Origin of the sequence: Curtobacterium sp. VKM Ac-1395 (assembly GCF_015350975.1) — a bacterium.
Taxonomy (GTDB): Bacteria; Actinomycetota; Actinomycetes; order Actinomycetales; family Microbacteriaceae; genus Curtobacterium.
Genome location: NZ_JADKRX010000004.1, coordinates 178209 through 194861, shown reverse-complemented (window position 1 = coordinate 194861; position 16653 = coordinate 178209). Strand labels below are relative to the sequence as shown.

The following is a 16653-nucleotide window of genomic DNA, read 5'->3' as shown; positions in this document are numbered from 1 at the left end:
CTGCGCTGCCGACCGTGGGATCCGAGATCGCGCGGTGCAGGATCCGGTTCACGATCCCCGGGCATCGCCGACCGGATCCGTCACCGCGCGATCCGGAAACCGCCTGTCGGCGCCGGGCCGCCGGAGCGCACGCATCAGTCGAGCGCGGCGCCCCACCCGGTGACCTGCGCGTCGAACCAGGCCGCGTCACGGTTCCGCTCCCAGCCGTGTCCGGTCGGCTCGCTGACCGCGAGCGTGACGGTCCCGGGGTGCTGCGCCGCGAACTGCTCGCTGAGCCGGAACGGCACGGTCGGGTCCCCCGGCGAGTGCACGACGAGCGTCGGCGGCAGGTGGTCGAGCGGCGGGGCGGTCGGGTCCCGTACCCACGACAGTACCCGGACGTCGACCGGTGCCCGGAGCCCGACCAGCCGGCAGAGCCCGGGCGCCGCCATGGTCCCGAGCGCCAGGCGGACGACGGGGCCGGGCAGCCCGGAGCGTGCAGCGGCCGTCTGCACCGTCGTCGCCCAGTCGAGCGCCGGTGCGACCAGGACGATCCCGGCGATGCGTGCCCGGTGCGCCGAGTGCACGAGGAGCTCGCGGGTGATCGTCGCGCCCATCGACCATCCGACCAGGACGAGGCGTTCGGCGCCGTGGGTGACGGCGTGGTCGAGGGCGGCCTCGACGTCCGGCCACTCCCGCGCGCCGAGGTGCGAGGCCGGGGTGTCCGACGGGGCTTCGCCGTCGCCGCGGAACGACGGCACGAGCGAGGTCCAGCCGAGGGCCGTCACCGCGGGGACGGTGCGGAGCGCGGTGACCCGGGTGGTGCGGATGCCGTGCACGTGGACCGCCCAAGTGCGGGAGGCGCCGGGCGGAACGGAGACGGCGGCGCCGACGGCACCGGCCGCACCGGCCGCACCGGCGGCCGGCGGCGAGATCTGCCACGCGGGCGCGGGGCCCAACGCCGTCGGGATGTCGACCTCGTTCCACGGGGTGCGGAGCACCGAGGGGTCACGCAGCATGTGGCCCGTCCAGCGGACCTCGGTGGGACGGTCCCCGACGGAGTCCAGCACGGCGCGGCGGACGGTCCCGCGCACCTCGTCGACCTCGAGCACCGACCCGACGACCGTGTGCCCGGCTACGGTGCGCCCGGCCACGCTGTGCCCGGCGCCCGCACCCCCGCCGTGCCACAGCCCGAACGTCCCCACGCTCCTGGTCTCGTCCGACGACGGCAGCGTGATCGACCCGGTGTCCACGGCGAGCACCGGCGTCCAGTGCTCCCGTCCGGGCAGCACGACCCGCCCCACGACGAGCCGGACGACGACGAGCAGGCCCAGCAGCACGAGCAGCACGAGCACCAGCCCGAGCACGCCGAGCGCCGTCACCGCTGCGCCCCGCTCATCCGACCAGGCTCCGCGCCAGCACGGACTCCACCGACCGCACCTGCCCCGCCTCGGCCGGACTCAGCGTCTGCCCCTGCACCTCGGCGTCGCGGATCGCGATCACCAGGTCGTAGGCCCGCACGCGCGGGTCCCCGCGCCGGCCCCGGCCGCGCAGACCGTGCCGACGGGCGATGCGCTCCAGCCGACGGCCGTGGCGGACGTACTCGGCGTCGCGGCTCCACCGCCGCATGGTCAGGGACGCCATGGCGGCCACGATGAGCACGATCCCCACGTAGAAGGGCGGGTCGAAGAGGAAGCGGAGCACCACCCGGGTCGGCTCGTCGAACAGCCCGAAGTGGTCGGCCGCCATCGAGAGCAGCTCGTCGACGCTCGCCACCAGCACGAGCACCAGCCCGACGCGGAACACCACGAGCGCCCCGGGGCTCCGCAGGACACCGCGCACCAGGGTCGACGCCGCGAGCGCCCCCACGACGCACATGTAGATCGTCCCGTACAGCCAGGTCGGCGTCTGGTGCAGCTCGTCGATGAGGAACGTGAACACCGTGCCGCCGCGGTCCTGGATGAACAGGAACGGCACCGTGAACGCGGCGAGCATCACGACGATCGACAGCGGCCGCGCGAGCAGGGGCCGTTCGGGCAGGTCCTGCGTGCTCGCGCGGAGCATCAGCCAGAACGCGGTGGCGGCGAGCAGGTTCTGCGCGAGGTTGATGACGTTCGTGCCGCCCAGCAGCGCGTCGAGGTCCCGCTGGGGCACGACGCTCCCGAGCGTCAGGAGCCCGACCGCGCCGACGCCCGTGGCCGCCCAGGTCGCACGCCCCTGGGGGTTCCGCCACACGTGCCGTGCGCGCAGCAGGAAGATCAGTGCCGCGCACCAGAACGTGGCGGCGTGCAGGGCGACCACTACCCGTAGGTCCGCTCGTCGGCGTCGACGGTGCCGGCGAGCAGCACCTGCGCGAGGTCGTACGCGAACGCCTCGGCGAAGTGCTCGTCCGCACCGCCGGCGCCGACCAGGTCCGGCCGGTCGTCGAGGGACCGCTGGCAGACGTGCCCGCCGGAGACCCAGCTGTCGAAGCCGAGCTGCGTCGTCGGCGGGGCACCGGTGTCCCCGCGGACCAGGTGCCCGAGCTCGTGCAGCACGCAGTGCATCCGGTACAGCGGCGGGGCGGTGGTCGGCACCAGGACCATCGCCTCGTGGTCGTGCTGCGCCACGAGGGCGGTCAGGCCGCCCCAGCCCGGTCCGTCGACGTCGACGACCCGGACGGGTTTGCCGACGCGTCCCGCGACGGCGTCGACCACGTCCGACAGGCGCGGGGCCGGCGGGAGCGACGCGACGAGGTCGCGGACCTGGTCATGCATCGTCATCCCCTCGCACTCGTCATGACAACGATACGGGAGGCTCGGGGTGCTCCAGACCCGCGGCTCAGGCCGCGGGGGTGGTCGCCTCGTAGTGCCGTGCGCCGCCGAGGACGCCGGCGAACCGGAACGGGGCCGCCGTCACGCGCGGACGGTCGACGTCCCCGCTCGTCGCCGCGCCGTCGGCGTGCAGCGCGCGGTAGGCGTCGACGGTCAGCGGCACGCGGGCATCGAGGTCCGCACGGACCGCTCCCTGGCGACGGTGCTCGCGGTACCCGGGACGCACGACCCCGGTGATGAGCTCCCCGACGCTGCCCGAGCCGTAGCTGAACATCCCGATGCGGGTGCCGTCGAGGTCGTCGTCGAGGTCGAGCACCGCCGCGAGCGCGATCCAGAGCGACGCCGTGTACGTGTTGCCGACCTGCCGGTTGTACGTGAAGCCGGTCTGCAGCTCGGTCTCGTCGAACGGCACGCCCACGTGCTGGGTGAGCTTGCGGTGGGCCTTGAGCGCCATCTTCGTGAAGGGCTGGTGGTGCACGAAGCGGTCGATCGTCTCGTAGGCCGGGCCGCCCCGCGCGGCGAGGTCGTCCCACGCGCCGATGAAGGCGTCGACGTAGGCGCTCACGGACAGCCGCCCGTCGACGAGCGCGGTGGAGCGGTCGTTCGGCCGCCAGAAGTCGTCGACGTCGGCGGTGAACAGCCCGGACAGCGGCTCGATCTCGATCAGGTCGGGGTCGGCGGACACCAGGACCGCGACCGCCCCGGCGCCCTGCGTGGGCTCGGCGGCGGTGTCGACGTCGTAGCGGGCGACGTCGGCCGCGATGACGAGCACGCGCTCGTCGGGGTTCCGCGCGATGATGCCGAGCGCGAGCTGGAGCGCCGCGGCCCCGCCGTAGCAGGCCTGCTTCAGCTCGACGACGCGGACGGCCTGCGGCAGGCCGAGCAGCCCGTGCACGAAGACGCCGGCGGCCTTGGACTGGTCGATGCCGGACTCGGTGGCGAAGAGCACCGTGCGGATGCCGTCGGAGCCGTGCCGGTCGATGACCTGCTTGGCCGCGGCGGCGCCCATCGTCACGATGTCCTCGTCGGGTGCCGGCACGCTGAAGGCGTCCTGCCCGATGCCGACGTGGTACTTCGCGGGGTCGACGCCGAGCCGTTCGGCCAGGTCGTCCAGTTCGAGCACGTGGTGCCCCGTCGCGACCGCCAGGTCGTGGATGCCGATGGCGCTCATGCTGCGTCGCCGCCCTTCGTCGATCCGGCACGTTCCATCGCGACGTGCGCCGCCATGAGTTCACCGGGGTTGGTCTGCGCGGCGAGCAGGGACAGCTCGCCGCAGAGCACGGTCGCGGCGCAGAGGCCGGCGAGTCGTCGTGCGTTGAGGCCGGGCTCGCGGTCCTCACGGCAGCCGAGGCGCACCAGGGCGTCCTCGACGACGGGCAGGTCGTTGCCCTTGCCGTTGCCCACCGTGCCGACGATGAGGTGCGGCAGCGAGCAGGAGAAGTACAGGTCGTCGCCACGGGCCTCGGCGAAGGTGATGCCCTGCGAGCCCTCGACGATGTTGGCGGCGTCCTGCCCGGTGGCCAGGTAGAAGCCGAGGAGCATGTTCGCGTAGTGGGCGTTCGCGGAGCGCAGGGCCCCGGCGATCGTCGACCCGACCAGGTTCTTCGCGGTGTTCAGCTCCACGATCCGCTCGGTGGAGGACTTCAGGAAGCGCTCGACGACCATGCCGGGCAGGACGATCTCGGCGATCGTGTGCCGCCCGCGCCCGCGGATGCCGTTCACCGCCGTGGCCTTCTTGTCGGAGCAGAAGTTGCCCGAGATCGACACGTACGACAGCTCCGGCTCCCAGGCCAGGATCGTCGGCAGCAGCGTGTCCGCGGCCTGCGTCACCATGTTGTGGCCCGAGGCGTCGCCCGTGGTGAACGCGAAGCGCAGGAACAGCAGGTCCCCGACGATCTCCGGGTGCACCTCGATGAGCTTGGCGAACCGGCTCTGCCCGACGACGACCTGCTCGAGCTCGGCCTGGCGCGCCAGGATCCGACCCGTGGCCATGTGCGCGGCAGCGGCGCTCGAAGCCCGCACGACGACCGAGCGGGTCATCCGCTCGTCGACGACCGTCGCGACGATGCCGCCCTCGACCATGCGGGAGATGCGGGCACCGCGGCCGACGGAGGGCCACAGCGGCGACTCGTACGTGGCGAGCGGGACCTCGTGCTCACCCTCGACCGCGTTGCCGCTGACCCGGATCGGTCCGACCCAGCGGGTCGGGATCGGGGTCTGGGTGGTGGTCTTGTCAGCGGTGTGCATCGAGGGGGCCTTCCGGGGGTTGCACGGCGATGGTGAGGTGCCGGATGTCGTGGGCCTCCCACTCGCGGAGGATGCTCGGGATGTCGCCGTCCGCGGGGACGAGCGCGATGCCGCAGTCGCCGCCGCCGGCACCGGACGGCTTGGCCGCCCCGCCCGCTCGCTCGACGACGTCGCAGAGCGTGGTCAGGCGGTCGGTCTCGATGCTCGACCCGACGGAGTCGCCGAGTCGCTGCATGAGTCCGCGGGCGCGGCGGAGCGCGTCGAGCGTGCGCTCGGCGTCGCCGGTCTGGAGGCCCGTCGTCAGGTCGTCGACGCAGCTGCGGCTGTCGTCGAGGAACGTCGCGTAGCCGCCGTTGCGGTGCCGACGCACGGCACCGACGAGCTTCGTGGTGGACGCCGGCGAGCCGGTCCAGCCGACGAGCAGCCGCAGGTCCTCGGGCTCGGGCAGGCGTTCGACGTCGAAGCCCTCCCACGCGTCGGCGTCGTGCAGGATCTCGGACACGGTGCGGGTCTCGAGGTGCTCGGCGAGGCGCTCGCGGTCCGGGGCGCTGTAGCGGAGCCACCCGCCGAAGGTGCTCGCGGCGAGGTCACCACCGGACGCGCGGGGGTTCACCCGGATGGTGGCGAGCAGGGCCGTCTGGAAGCGCTGGCGCTGGGTCAGCCCGAGGCCGTAGAAGCGGTCGAGGGCACCGACGGTCGCGACGGTCACGGCGGCGGACGACCCGAGGCCGAACTTGCGCCCGCTGGCGTCGTCGAGCTGGCTCATGATGCGCAGGTCGTGGAAGCGCGGTTCGATCCCGAGCTCGGCACGGAGCTTCTCGACGAGGTCGATCGTCGCCATCACGTAGTCGTAGGGGTGGTGCTCGCGGTCGAGCGCCAGGCCGTCCTCGGCGCGGGTCCACGTCAGCGGCAGGTGTCCGTACTCCTCGGAGTGCACGCTGCCGGCGCCGTGGCCCTCGGCGACGGTGGCCGTGATGGCGCGGTCGAGGGCGATGAGCACGGACGGCTGCCCGGGCTCGACGACGGCGTACTCTCCGGCAACGAACAACTTGCCGTGGGCGCGGAACTCGATCACTCGGCGGTCTCCTTCTGGACGGGCTGGCTCCCCGTTCCTTCGGAGCGGACCACACGTGCGGCGGGTCCCGTGCCGGACTCGATGACGTCGCCCAGGTGCCCGAGCGCAGACGCCACGGCGCCCCGGTCCTCGGGCTTCGTGAGCACGACGACGTTCGGTCCGGCGTCGGCGGTGGCGTACGCCTCGAGACCCGACGCGCGAAGCTCGGCGACGGCGTCGAACACTGCGACGCTGCGGGCCGTGAGGTAGCGGATGGGCGGGAACGAGCCCTCGATCGTGGCGTGCATGCGGAGCGCGTTGCTCTCGGTGAGCTCGCCCACGCGGGTGAAGTCCCCCGCGGCGCAGGCGTCGAGCATGTCGGTGACGGTCGTGGTCGTCGAGGTCACCCACGCCGGGTAGAACGGCGACGTCGCGATCGTGCGGCGCATGGCCTCGCGCGAGCCGATCTCCTTCGGGCCGTGGTTGATCGTCACGACGACCATGGCCATCGGCGGCGCCGGGATCGTCTCGGCGAACGAGCCCTGGTCGTCGCCCGCGTGCCAGACGGACACCCCGCCGGGGATGGACCGCGTCGCAGACCCCGATCCGCGTCGCGCGAGCCGGGACAGGTCACGCTCGGACAGGTCGAGGCCGTAGGCGGCCGCCGCCGCGGTGGCGAGCGCCGCGAAGCCGGAGGCGCTCGAGGCCAGGCCGGCACCCGTCGGCACCGTGTTCGTCGACTCGACGGACGCGCGCGCGTCGCTCCCCGCGAGCTCCCGGACCAGGTCGAGGAACCGCTCGACGCGTGTCAGGGGACCGTCCTCGACGACGCGACCGTTCAGGACGAACGCATCACGGGCCTCCTGGCTGTCCTGCAGGGTGACGGAGGTCGTCGTCGGGAAGACGTCGAGGCCCATCGAGACGCTGCCCGTCGCGGGCAGCGCGAGGTCGGCGTCCGCCTTGCCCCAGTACTTCACGAGGGCGATGTTGGGGTGCGCGACGGCGGTGGCGGTCATCAGGCACGGTCTCCGATCCGAGTGGTCCAGGTGGCGGTGGCACCGGCGGCACGGAGCGCGTCGGCGATCCGGACCGCGTGGTCGCCGTCGGCGGCGAGTGTGAGGACGCAGCCGCCCCGTCCACCGCCCGTGAGCTTCGCGCCGAGGGCGTCCGCGCTGCGGGCGGCGCCGACGAGGCGGTCGAGGTCGTCGCTCGACACGTCGAGGGTGGTCAGCAGTGCGTGCGCGGCGTCCATGGTGGCACCGAGCGCCTGGGCATCGCCGTCGACCAGTGTCCCCCGTGCGCGTCGGGCCAGGTCGCCGATCTGTCCGATCACCGCATCGACCTCGGCGGGGGCCCGGTCGTGGTGCTCGCGGACGGCGGCGACGGCGCCGCGGGTGTGGCCGGGCACGCCGGTGTCGGCGACGACGAAGACGAACTCCCCGGTGACGTCGACGGGCTCGACGTGGCCGTCCTCGAACCAGACGGGCACGTCCGCGACGACCCCGCGGGCGTCGAGTCCGGACGGCCGACCGTGGGCGACGCGCTCGCACTCCTGGATCAGGTCGTGGTGGGTCTGCGCGTCGAGCGTCACCCCGAGGGCGTCGGCGACGGCGGCCGTGACCGCGGCGGCGACGGCTGCGCTCGAGCCCATGCCGCGGGCGGTGGGCACGTCGCTGTCGACCCGCACGTGGAAGTGCTGGTCCGTGACGCCGAGGTGGCGCAGGGTGGCGGTGACCGCCGTGACCGTGGGCAGGACCGCGGCGGGGGCCAGGTCGAGCGGACCGGTGTGCACCGCGGACTCGAGCCCGTGCCCGCTGCTGCCCGGGGTGGGCGTGACCGTGGCCGTGACCCGGACGTCGTTGACCGGGAGCACGAGGGCGGGTGCGCCGTACACCACGGCGTGCTCGCCGATCAGGATCGTCTTGCCGTGGGACGTCGACGAGCCGACTCGCGGGGTCGTCGTTCGTGCCGAGGCTGGGTGGTTGCTGGTCATCGTTGGTCCCGTCAGCCTAACGGCCTCGCTGCGCGACCGCTCAGCAGGCGCACGGAAAGGTTGTGCGCAACCCGGTTGTGTGCGACGGTGGAGTCATGCCCGTGACCGACGAGATGGTGTGCTTCTCCCTCTACGCAGCGACCCGCGCCACCACGCAGGCCTACCGCTCCATGCTCGAGCCCTGGGGGCTGACCTACCCGCAGTACCTCGTCCTCGTCACCCTGTGGGTGGAGGGCGACCAGACCGTCTCGGGCCTCGGGGAGCACCTGCAGCTCGACTCCGGCACCCTGTCGCCGCTGCTGCGCCGCATGGAGCAGTCGGACCTGGTGCGCCGTGAGCGCCGCAGCGCGGACGAGCGCGTCGTCACCGTGACCACCGGCGAGCGCGGGCGTGCCCTCCGGGGCGAGCTCGCCGACATCCCCGGGCGGATCGCCGCCGGCACGGGGCTGCCCGACGAGCGTGCCGCCGCCGAGCTCATCCAGACCCTGCACCGTCTGACCGAGACGATGCACGCCGCCGCTGCGCCCGCCCCGGCGCCGACGGACCACTGACCCCACGAAGGAAAGGAACCTCCACCATGGACGTCCTCTACACCGCAGAAGCCATCTCCACCGGAGAGGGCCGGAACGGCCACGTCGCCACCAGCGACGGCCGCGTCGACCTCGACATGGCGATCCCGAAGGACATGGGCGGCTCCGGCAACGGCGCCAACCCCGAGCAGCTCTTCGCCGCCGGCTACGCCGCGTGCTTCCACTCCGCACTGCAGGGCGTCGCCCGCTCGCAGAAGGTCAAGGTCACCGACTCGTCCGTCGGCGGTCGCGTGCAGATCGGCCCGAACGGCCAGGGCGGCTTCCAGCTCGCCGTCATGCTCGAGGTCGTCATCCCGGGCATGGACCACGACCAGGCCCAGGCCCTCGCGGACGCCGCCCACCAGGTGTGCCCGTACTCGAACGCGACGCGCGGCAACATCGACGTCACCATCACCGTCTCGGAGGACTGACCCATGACCGACTCCACCATGCGCGCCGTCGTCCACGAGACCTTCGCCGAGCCCGCCGACGTCCTGACCGTCGCCGAGCGCCCGGTCCCCCAGCCCGCCGCCGGCCAGGTCCTGGTCCGCACGGTCCTCTCCCCGATCCACAACCACGACCTGTGGACCGTCCGCGGCACCTACGGCTTCAAGCCCGAGCTGCCCGCCCAGTCCGGCACCGAGGCGCTCGGCGTCGTCGAGGCCCTCGGCGAGGGCGTCACGGCCCTCTCCGTCGGTCAGCGCGTCGCCGGTGGGACCTTCGGCGTGTGGGCCGAGTACTACGTCGCCGACGCGGCCGGGCTCATCCCCGTGCCCGAGGCCATGACCGACGAGTCCGCTGCCCAGCTCGTCTCGATGCCGTTCAGCGCCATCAGCCTGCTGCACTCCCTCGACCTGCACGAGGGCGACTGGCTCATCCAGAACGCCGCGAACGGCGCCGTCGGCCGCATGGTCGCGCAGCTCGCCGCAGCGCGGGGCATCAACGTCGTCGGGCTGGTGCGTCGCGCCGCCGGTGTCGACGAGCTCCGCGAACAGGGCATCGAGCGCATCGTCGCCACGGACGCCGAGGACTGGCAGGACCAGGTCACGGCGATCACCGGTGGCGCCCCGATCGTCGCGGGCGTCGAGTCCGTCGGCGGGAAGGCCGCAGCCGACATCGTCTCGACACTCGCCGAGAACGGCACGCTCGTCGTCTTCGGCGCCATGGCGTCGCCGACGATGGAGATCCCGTCCGGTGCCGTGATCTTCAAGCAGGTCACGGTCAAGGGCTTCTGGGGCAGCGTCGTGTCGCGGACCATGCCCGCCGACACGAAGCAGCAGCTCTTCGGTGAGCTCATCCAGCGCGTGCTGGACGGCTCGCTGACGCTCCCCGTCGCCGAGACCTTCGTGTTCGAGGACGTCCGCGACGCGGTCCGCGCCTCGGACACCGCCGGTCGCGTCGGCAAGGTGCTCCTGCGCCCGTAGCGTCTGCCACTTTCGGACGGGAGGCCCGGTGCCAGCTGGCACTGGGCCTCCCGTCGTTCCCGGGGTGCGGTCCGGAGCCGGCTGCGCGGTGTGCCCTACTCGGCGTCGGGCTGCTGGTCGCGCAGGACGTCCCCGAGGGTCGACATCTCGGCGCCGTGGTCCGTGTACCGCCGGACGGTGCGGCGTGCGGCCGTGCGGGCGGCGCCGCTCAGGCGTTCGTTGCGGCGCGCGGCATCGGCGACCCGACCCGCGTGGCCTGCCGTGGAGAGCAGCACGTTCGCCAGCGCTCGGCCGGGGCCCGGGTCGGGGACGCCACCGACGGACCACGCTGCCCGGACCTGGGCGTCCGGGGACACCCCGCGGCGGGTGCCCATCCGGCGCCAGTCGGAGAGGACCCCCTCGGTGCGGTCGGCGGCCCGGTCGGCCTCGTCCACGCGGCTGTGGTCCTGCGGCGCTGACGCTGCCGACTCGGCGCGGTCCCGCGCGGCGGAGTCGTCACCGCCGGCAGCGGCGATGCGGGCGGCGTGCGCGGCTGCGGCGGCAGCGATGACCTCGGACCTGTCCATGCGACGACCGTACCGCCGACGCCCGACGCCCGCGTCCGGTTGCAAGACACCGGCGTCTTGCGGCGGGACGTCGCGGTCCGGGGGCAAAACACCGGCGCCTAGGCACGACGCCGCGACTTTCCGCGGCGCCTCCGCGAAACACCGGTGTTTTGTGCACCTCGGCAGGCCCAACGCCGGCGTCTCGGCGACGCCGGACGGTCAGGCCGCGACGTGCGCTGCCAGGACGTCCTCGACCGTCGTCCATGTGTGGGGACCGTAGCGGTCGTTGTCCACGTGGTGGAGCTCGGCCTCGCCGCTGAACATGCTCACGAAGTACTGCATCCCCTGCCACGCCGGGAAGGGCTCGTCCGGGTCCTTCGACAGGCGGCGCCCGACCTTCGCCATGCCCGAGAGCGTCGTCGCCGTGCCCGCCCACTGCAGACGGAAGGGCATGCCCGTCAGGCGCGACATCGTGTCGGCGACGGACCGGGCGGTGACCTGGTCCCCAGCGACCTCGACGACCCGCGGGGCGTTCGGGTCGAGGGCTGCCGCGGCGGTCACGCGTGCGACGTCGTCCTTCGTGGTGAAGTCGAGGACCTGGTCGGCCGAGGACCAGAACAGCACGCGGCGACGGTCGAACAGGATCATGGGCGCCTGCCCGGTGAGCATGTCGGCGAACGCGCCGTTGAGGACCGACGTGGCGCGGATCGGTGCGGCGTCGAGGGTGGCGGCGAACTCGCGGCGCAGCTCGAAGTTCCGGTTCGTCCCCGGGGTGATGGACCGGTAGTCGGCGGAGTAGTCGGACGGGATGAAGCGCGGCACGCCGGCCTCGACCGCGGCGGCGAGCAGCGCCGTCTGCGCGTCGACGATCACCGAGCGCGTGCCACTGACCGCGGAGACGACGACCTCGACGTCCGTCAGCGCCGCCACGAGGGCCGCGTGGTCGGTGTACGCCGCGGTGACGACCTCGACGCGGTCGGTGCCGCCGTACTGCTCGGTGGCGGAGGAGCTGCCCGGGCGCGTGAGCACGCGGACCCGGGTGTCGTGGTCGAGGAGTGAGCCGACGATGCGGCCCCCGAGGTCTCCGGTGGCGCCGGCGACGAGGACGGTGGTTGTCATGTCCCCGACACTACGGACGCGACGACCGCGTGGCACAGGACGGCAGCACAGCACGCGCGCAGCGGCGCGGGACGTCAGCCAGCGAGCCGGCGCAGCCCCTCGTCGATCGACACGCTGGGCTCCCACCGGAGGTCCCGCCGGGTGCGCCGCTGGTCGAACCAGTGCGACGTCGACAGCTGCTCGGCGAGGAAACGCGTCATCGGCGGCTCGTCCGCACCCGGACGGACGCGCCACACGGCCTCGACGAAGGACCCGGCCGCGCGGGCGACACCGGCGGGGACGTGCCATCCCGGGGTCGGCACGCCGGACGCCCGGCAGATGCCGTCGAGCAGGTCCGCGACCGGCCGGGGCTCCCCGTTCGTCACGACGTAGGCGTTGCCGTGGACCTCGTCGGCGTCGGCACGGTCGAGCGCGGCGACCATCGCGGAGGCGGCGTTGTGCACGTAGCAGGAGTCGATGAGCGCGGCGCCGCTGTCGAGCAGCGGGAGTCGCCCTCGTGCGGCACGGTCGACGATCCGTCCGACGAGCTGCGTGTCCCCCGGGCCCCACACCAGGTGCGGTCGGACGGCCACGACGGCGAACCCGGGGGCGTCGGCGGCCAGGGCGAGCAGTTCGGCGGCAGCCTTCGTCCGGGCGTAGTCCCCGCGGGCGTGTGCCGGCGACGCCGGTGCGGCACCGTCGCCGGAGATCGACGACCCGGTGTGCGCGACCGAGGGTGACGACACGAACACGAACCGGGACACCCCGGCCGATCGCGCTGCCGCGAGGAGCGTCCGCGTGCCCTCGACGTTCACCCGCTCGAAGTCGGCGGGGTCGCCGGCGAGCGAGACCTTCGCGGCGAGGTGCATGACCGCCTCCACGCCGTCCACCGCCCGCGCGACCGCAGCCGCGTCGGTCATCGTCCCGAGCGAGTCCGAGACGCCGTCGACCCCCGACGGTCGCCGCTGGAACGTCCGGACCTCGTGGCCGGCGTCCCGCACGGCGGCGGCGACGGCACGACCGAGGAACCCACTCGCCCCCGTGACGAGGACCCTCACGGCCGCACCATCCGCCCGCCGCTGAGCACCGACGTCGCCCAGCGCGCCAGACGGGTGCGGTCGACCTTCGAGTTGTGGCGGATGTCCGTCGGCAGCACCGGCACGACGAGCACGGCGGCCACCGAGATCCCTGCTGCGGCACGCACGGCTGCGGCGAGGTCCGACGGCGCCAGGCCCGGCTTCCGCGCTGCCGGCACGGTCTCGACGACCGCGACGACCTGCTGGGTGCCGCTGGGTCCTATGCCGGCGACGCCGACCCGTCCCACGCCCTGCACGCGTTCGATGCGCTGCTCGGGCCCGACGGGCGTCAGCACCCCGGACGGCGTCGTGACGACGTGCTGCAACCGGCCCTCGACCCAGAGCTGCCCGGAGGCGTCCAGGTGGCCGACGTCGCCCGTGCGGTGGCCGCGCGGGTCGGTCAGCCCGAGGCGTGACGCCCGGTTCGTCCGCCACAGCCGGTCGTAGGCCTGGCGCACGTGCGGCGCGGCGACGACGATCTCCCCGGTGACGTCGGGCTCGTCGGTGAGGTCACCGGTCGGCGACCCGGAGGCGGACAGCGGGGCGATGCGCACCTGCACGGACGCCGCGGGCCGGCCGACGCAGACCCCGCCGGCGCCAGCACCGTCGCCGCCACCGTCACCGTCGACGACCGAGGCAGCCGCACGGATCGCGGGCAGGTCGACGTCGGTCATGAGCAGCCCCTCGGTCATGCCGTAGGGGGTGTGGGCGCTGGCGTTCGGCATGAGCTCGGTCGCCGCGGTCAGCAACGCCGCCGACACGGGAGCGCCCGCCGACAGGAACAGCCGCACGCGAGCGAGCGCCGCCTGCTCGGAGGCGTCGAGCGCACCCGCGGTGGCGACCACGTTCGCGAGCGCGGCCGGCGACAGGAACACCACGGTCGCGTCCGCAGCGACGACGGACGCGGCGACGGCCGACGCGGTGAGCGTGCGCGGCGCGGTGACGTCCATGTCCGGTGCGACCGACCGGGCTCCGAGCGCGGGTCCGAGCAGCGCGAACGGGGCGAAGCCGGCGACGAGCCCCGTGCCGACGCCGATGCCGTACTGCGCCGAGAGCACGTCGCGGACGGCCCCGAGCTGCGCGTGCGTGTAGACGACGCCCTTCGCCGGACCGGTCGACCCGGACGTGAAGAGCACGGCAGCCGGGGTGTCCGACGGCGGGGCGTCCGGCAACGCGGTGCCTGCGGCGAGACGACGGGCACCACGGCGCGCCACCCCGGCGAGCGTGTGCTCCACCCGGAGCGCCGCGCGTGCCGGAGCCGGCAGCGCGAGCGTCGCGATCCGTCGACCGGGCCACCCGAGCGCTCGGGCCGCGGCCAGTCCGGGCAGCGCCCCGATGACCCAGTCCGGCCGGGCGCCCTTCACGGCACGCGTGAGGCCGCGCAGCCCGAGTCCCGCGTCCGCCACGACCACGGTCGCGCCGATCCTGATCGAGGCGTACAGCGCAGCTGTCAGGTCGGCTCCGGGCGTCACGAGCAGCGAGACGCGGTCACCCGGTCGGACCCCGACGTCGAGCAGACCGGCTGCGACCTCGTCGACGCGTCGCGACAGCAGCCGCCAGCTGATCGTCCGGGTGCCGCCCGGCGCCGCCATCTCGACGAGGGCGGCCTCGTCCGAGTCGCGGAGGGCGTCCAGTGCCGCCCACAGGGGTCGGGAAGGCGCGTCAGGACCGGACGGGAGGCTCGGCTCGTCCCCGGCGGGCACGTGGCCCTCCGGCAGGCGGTCGCCCAACCAGTCGAACATCGTGCCGGCGACGTCGGCATCCTCCGGAAGCAGGTGCCCGGCGCCCTCGAAGCGGTGTACGTCGGCGTGCGGCAGCCGGTCGACCAGGTCGTCGAGGTAGCGCTCCAGGAACACCGGGTCCCGCGGCCCCCAGAGCAGCAGTGCGGGGACGTCGAGCGCGGCCACGCCGGACGCGATCCGGTCGAGCTCGCGGGCACTCGGGTGTGCGGCGCCGAGGGGGATGTCGGCGACGAAGCCGCCGATGCCGCCACGCCGGGCAGCGCCTCGGTAGGGAGCGCGGAAGCCGTCCGCCACGGCCCGGTCGAGCTTCGGGTGGGCGATCGCCAGCGTCGTCTCGAGGAAGGCGGGCGTGACGACCGTGCCGCGACCGAGCACCTGCGGGCGGAGCGCCAGGCGCAGGGGCGCCGGGACGGGAGCGTCGTCGGGCTGGTGCACGGCCGTGTTGCACGTGGTCACACCGACCACGAGGTCCGGGTGGTCCACGGCCCAACCGAGGGAGACGACCCCACCCCAGTCGTGGCCGAGGGTGACCACGGGTCCGGTCAGCCCGAGCTCGTCCGTCAGCGCACCGAGGTCCGCGACGCGCTGCGGCAGGCCGCGGAGGACCCCGGTGCGCTCCGAGAAGCCCATGTCGAGCTGGTCGACGGCGACCACGCGCCAGGCCGGACCGCCCGCGGCGGCGACGTCGAGCGAGGTGCGGAGCACCGACCGCCACAGGTACGACCACGTCGGGTTGCCGTGCACGCACAGCAGCGTGCCGACCGGTTCCACCCCCAGCGCAGCCAGGGACGCGGCCGTGTCGAGGACGTGCCAGGTGCGCTCGGCGTGATCCGAGCCTCCCGGCCGGACCGAGCGGTCTGCTGGCACCGTGACCAGGCGCGACCACGCGGGGTCGAGGCCGGGCAGCGAGGGCGGCTGCGTCGCCGGAGCAGTGCTCGCGGCGACGCGGGGCAGCCCCGATGTCACCAGCGGAGTTCCATCATCGCCGTGTTGATGCCGGAGCCGACCCCGCCGAGGAAGACGCGGTCGCCGGGGCGGATGCGTCCGCTCGCGACCTCGTCCGCCAGGGTGATCGGGATCGACGCCGGGCCGACGTTGCCGAAGCGCTCGTACGTGGTGGGGACCTTCTCGCGCGGGACGCCGATGGCCTCGACGAAGGCGTTGGTGTGCACGTCCGAGACCTGGTGCAGGACGTAGCGGTCCATGTCCGCCCAGTCGAAGTGGGCACGGGCCTCGTTCCAGGCCGCGACGACGAGCTCCATGCCGCCCTTGAGCAGCATCTTGGCGTCCGTGAACATGCCGTCGACGCTGCCGACACAGAGGTCGTACCACTGGGTCGCCGCGCGGGTGACGCCGCCCACGATCCGGTGTCCACCCGGGTGCATGTCCGCCGGGCCGAGCACGGCAGCGGCAGCACCGGAGCCGAGCGTCAGGCTGGCGAACTCGCTCATGAAGTCCTTGCGGTTCCGGCCGCCCTGGTTCAGGCGCTCGATCGTGTTGAGCTGCACCTGGTCGGCGTCCTCGCCGTCGACCACGAGCGCGTACTTGATCTGACCGGAGTCGATCATGCCCGCGGCGACGCTCATGGCGTTGACGAACCCGAGGCAGGCGTTCGCGATGTCGAAGTTGATCGCCGACGACGGCAGCCCGAGTCCGTGGTGCAGACGCACGGCGACGGAGGGTTCGAGGTGGGGACGGGTCACCGAGGTGTTGATGAGCAGGCCGACGTCCTCGGGCTTGATGCCCGCCTCGGCCATGGCACGGCGTCCGGCGTCGATGGCGGCGTCCTGGAAGGACTGCCCCTCGCCCCAGTTGCGACGCTCCTTGACACCGGCCACCCGCTCGAGCAGACCCATCGGCAGACGCAGGCGTCGGAGCACCCCGCGGAGCTTCTCCTCGATGTCCGCCGAGGTCGTCACACGCTCGGCCACCGTGGTCGCCACCGAGAGCAGCGCGACGTTGTCGTGCCTCGCCGTCGCGTTGCCGGGCCGCTCGGTTTCAGTGGTCGTCGACTCGTCGACCGGCCGTTCCGTCATGATCGTCACCGATACATACTTCCGCATCTGGCCTGGATGCGCGATCCGGAAGCGTTCGGCGGTCCGTTTCCCGGGAG

General features: G+C 73.6%; 16 protein-coding genes. 3 read left to right on the top strand and 13 right to left on the bottom strand.

Annotated elements, in window-relative coordinates:
• Positions 1-134: 134 nt before the first annotated feature.
• The 8 genes from ITJ68_RS12575 to mvk form a co-directional block, all read right to left on the bottom strand.
• Positions 135-1361, bottom strand: a complete 1227-nt coding sequence (locus ITJ68_RS12575; RefSeq protein WP_194661600.1) for an alpha/beta hydrolase family protein — start codon at positions 1359-1361, stop codon at positions 135-137.
• Between the two features lie 13 nt (positions 1362-1374).
• Positions 1375-2280, bottom strand: coding sequence for a hypothetical protein (locus tag ITJ68_RS12570; protein ID WP_194661599.1), 906 nt, complete (start codon positions 2278-2280; stop codon positions 1375-1377).
• Positions 2280-2735 carry a hypothetical protein gene (locus ITJ68_RS12565; RefSeq protein WP_194661598.1) on the bottom strand — a complete coding sequence of 152 codons (456 nt, stop codon included), beginning with the start codon at positions 2733-2735 and terminating at the stop codon, positions 2280-2282. Before ITJ68_RS12565 ends, ITJ68_RS12570 begins: the two co-directional genes overlap by 1 nt.
• Positions 2736-2799: 64 nt before the next feature.
• The gene (locus ITJ68_RS12560; RefSeq protein WP_194661597.1) at positions 2800-3963 is read right to left on the bottom strand and encodes a hydroxymethylglutaryl-CoA synthase; all 1164 of its coding nucleotides are present in this window, start codon (positions 3961-3963) and stop codon (positions 2800-2802) included.
• Positions 3960-5039, bottom strand: a complete 1080-nt coding sequence (locus ITJ68_RS12555) for a hydroxymethylglutaryl-CoA reductase (RefSeq protein WP_194661596.1) — start codon at positions 5037-5039, stop codon at positions 3960-3962. Before ITJ68_RS12555 ends, ITJ68_RS12560 begins: the two co-directional genes overlap by 4 nt.
• Positions 5026-6114, bottom strand: coding sequence for a phosphomevalonate kinase (locus ITJ68_RS12550; protein ID WP_194661595.1), 1089 nt, complete (start codon positions 6112-6114; stop codon positions 5026-5028). The genes ITJ68_RS12555 and ITJ68_RS12550 overlap by 14 nt, the downstream gene beginning before the upstream one ends.
• Positions 6111-7109, bottom strand: a complete 999-nt coding sequence (gene mvaD, locus ITJ68_RS12545) for a diphosphomevalonate decarboxylase (protein ID WP_228505465.1) — start codon at positions 7107-7109, stop codon at positions 6111-6113. The genes ITJ68_RS12550 and mvaD overlap by 4 nt, the downstream gene beginning before the upstream one ends.
• Positions 7109-8086, bottom strand: coding sequence for a mevalonate kinase (gene mvk / locus ITJ68_RS12540; protein ID WP_194661594.1), 978 nt, complete (start codon positions 8084-8086; stop codon positions 7109-7111). Before mvk ends, mvaD begins: the two co-directional genes overlap by 1 nt.
• Positions 8087-8181: 95 nt before the next feature.
• On the opposite strand from mvk, the gene ITJ68_RS12535 reads away from it, so the two are divergent.
• Genes ITJ68_RS12535 through ITJ68_RS12525 form a run of 3 tightly spaced genes read left to right on the top strand, consistent with a single transcriptional unit; the run spans position 8182 to position 10079 of the window.
• Positions 8182-8637: a MarR family winged helix-turn-helix transcriptional regulator gene (locus ITJ68_RS12535; RefSeq protein WP_194661593.1), complete on the top strand. Its 456-nt coding sequence runs from the start codon at positions 8182-8184 to the stop codon at positions 8635-8637.
• A gap of 26 nt (positions 8638-8663) precedes the next feature.
• Complete coding sequence (locus tag ITJ68_RS12530; protein ID WP_071278111.1) at positions 8664-9086, top strand: organic hydroperoxide resistance protein; 423 nt, start codon at positions 8664-8666, stop codon at positions 9084-9086.
• Positions 9087-9104: 18 nt separating this feature from the next.
• On the top strand, positions 9105-10079 hold the full coding sequence (locus ITJ68_RS12525) for a zinc-binding dehydrogenase (protein WP_194661827.1): 975 nt from the start codon (positions 9105-9107) through the stop codon (positions 10077-10079).
• A gap of 95 nt (positions 10080-10174) precedes the next feature.
• Here ITJ68_RS12525 and ITJ68_RS12520 read toward each other — a convergent pair whose 3' ends face one another.
• The 5 genes from ITJ68_RS12520 to ITJ68_RS12500 all read right to left on the bottom strand — a co-directional run bounded on the left by ITJ68_RS12520 (position 10175) and on the right by ITJ68_RS12500 (position 16576).
• Positions 10175-10645: a hypothetical protein gene (locus ITJ68_RS12520; RefSeq protein ID WP_194661592.1), complete on the bottom strand. Its 471-nt coding sequence runs from the start codon at positions 10643-10645 to the stop codon at positions 10175-10177.
• Between the two features lie 198 nt (positions 10646-10843).
• Positions 10844-11743, bottom strand: coding sequence for an NmrA family NAD(P)-binding protein (locus tag ITJ68_RS12515; protein ID WP_194661591.1), 900 nt, complete (start codon positions 11741-11743; stop codon positions 10844-10846).
• Positions 11744-11817: 74 nt separating this feature from the next.
• Complete coding sequence (locus tag ITJ68_RS12510; RefSeq protein WP_194661590.1) at positions 11818-12780, bottom strand: NAD-dependent epimerase/dehydratase family protein; 963 nt, start codon at positions 12778-12780, stop codon at positions 11818-11820.
• Positions 12777-15506 (bottom strand): alpha/beta fold hydrolase, encoded by a 2730-nt coding sequence (locus ITJ68_RS12505; RefSeq protein ID WP_323743314.1) that lies wholly within the window; start codon positions 15504-15506, stop codon positions 12777-12779. The genes ITJ68_RS12510 and ITJ68_RS12505 overlap by 4 nt, the downstream gene beginning before the upstream one ends.
• Complete coding sequence (locus ITJ68_RS12500) at positions 15503-16576, bottom strand: 3-oxoacyl-ACP synthase III (protein ID WP_194661823.1); 1074 nt, start codon at positions 16574-16576, stop codon at positions 15503-15505. The genes ITJ68_RS12505 and ITJ68_RS12500 overlap by 4 nt, the downstream gene beginning before the upstream one ends.
• Between the last annotated feature and the right edge of the window lie 77 nt (positions 16577-16653).

Excerpts from the sequence above, each read along its gene's own strand:
- ITJ68_RS12565 (WP_194661598.1), bottom strand. The coding sequence starts at position 2,735 with ATGCATGACCAGGTCCGCGACCTCGTCGCGTCGCTCCCGCCGGCCCCG.
- ITJ68_RS12560 (WP_194661597.1), bottom strand. The coding sequence starts at position 3,963 with ATGAGCGCCATCGGCATCCACGACCTGGCGGTCGCGACGGGGCACCAC.
- ITJ68_RS12555 (WP_194661596.1), bottom strand. The coding sequence starts at position 5,039 with ATGCACACCGCTGACAAGACCACCACCCAGACCCCGATCCCGACCCGC.
- mvaD (WP_228505465.1), bottom strand. The coding sequence starts at position 7,109 with ATGACCGCCACCGCCGTCGCGCACCCCAACATCGCCCTCGTGAAGTAC.
- mvk (WP_194661594.1), bottom strand. The coding sequence starts at position 8,086 with ATGACCAGCAACCACCCAGCCTCGGCACGAACGACGACCCCGCGAGTC.
- ITJ68_RS12535 (WP_194661593.1), top strand. The coding sequence starts at position 8,182 with ATGCCCGTGACCGACGAGATGGTGTGCTTCTCCCTCTACGCAGCGACC.
- ITJ68_RS12530 (WP_071278111.1), top strand. The coding sequence starts at position 8,664 with ATGGACGTCCTCTACACCGCAGAAGCCATCTCCACCGGAGAGGGCCGG.
- ITJ68_RS12525 (WP_194661827.1), top strand. The coding sequence starts at position 9,105 with ATGCGCGCCGTCGTCCACGAGACCTTCGCCGAGCCCGCCGACGTCCTG.
- ITJ68_RS12520 (WP_194661592.1), bottom strand. The coding sequence starts at position 10,645 with ATGGACAGGTCCGAGGTCATCGCTGCCGCCGCAGCCGCGCACGCCGCC.
- ITJ68_RS12515 (WP_194661591.1), bottom strand. The coding sequence starts at position 11,743 with ATGACAACCACCGTCCTCGTCGCCGGCGCCACCGGAGACCTCGGGGGC.
- ITJ68_RS12500 (WP_194661823.1), bottom strand. The coding sequence starts at position 16,576 with ATGACGGAACGGCCGGTCGACGAGTCGACGACCACTGAAACCGAGCGG.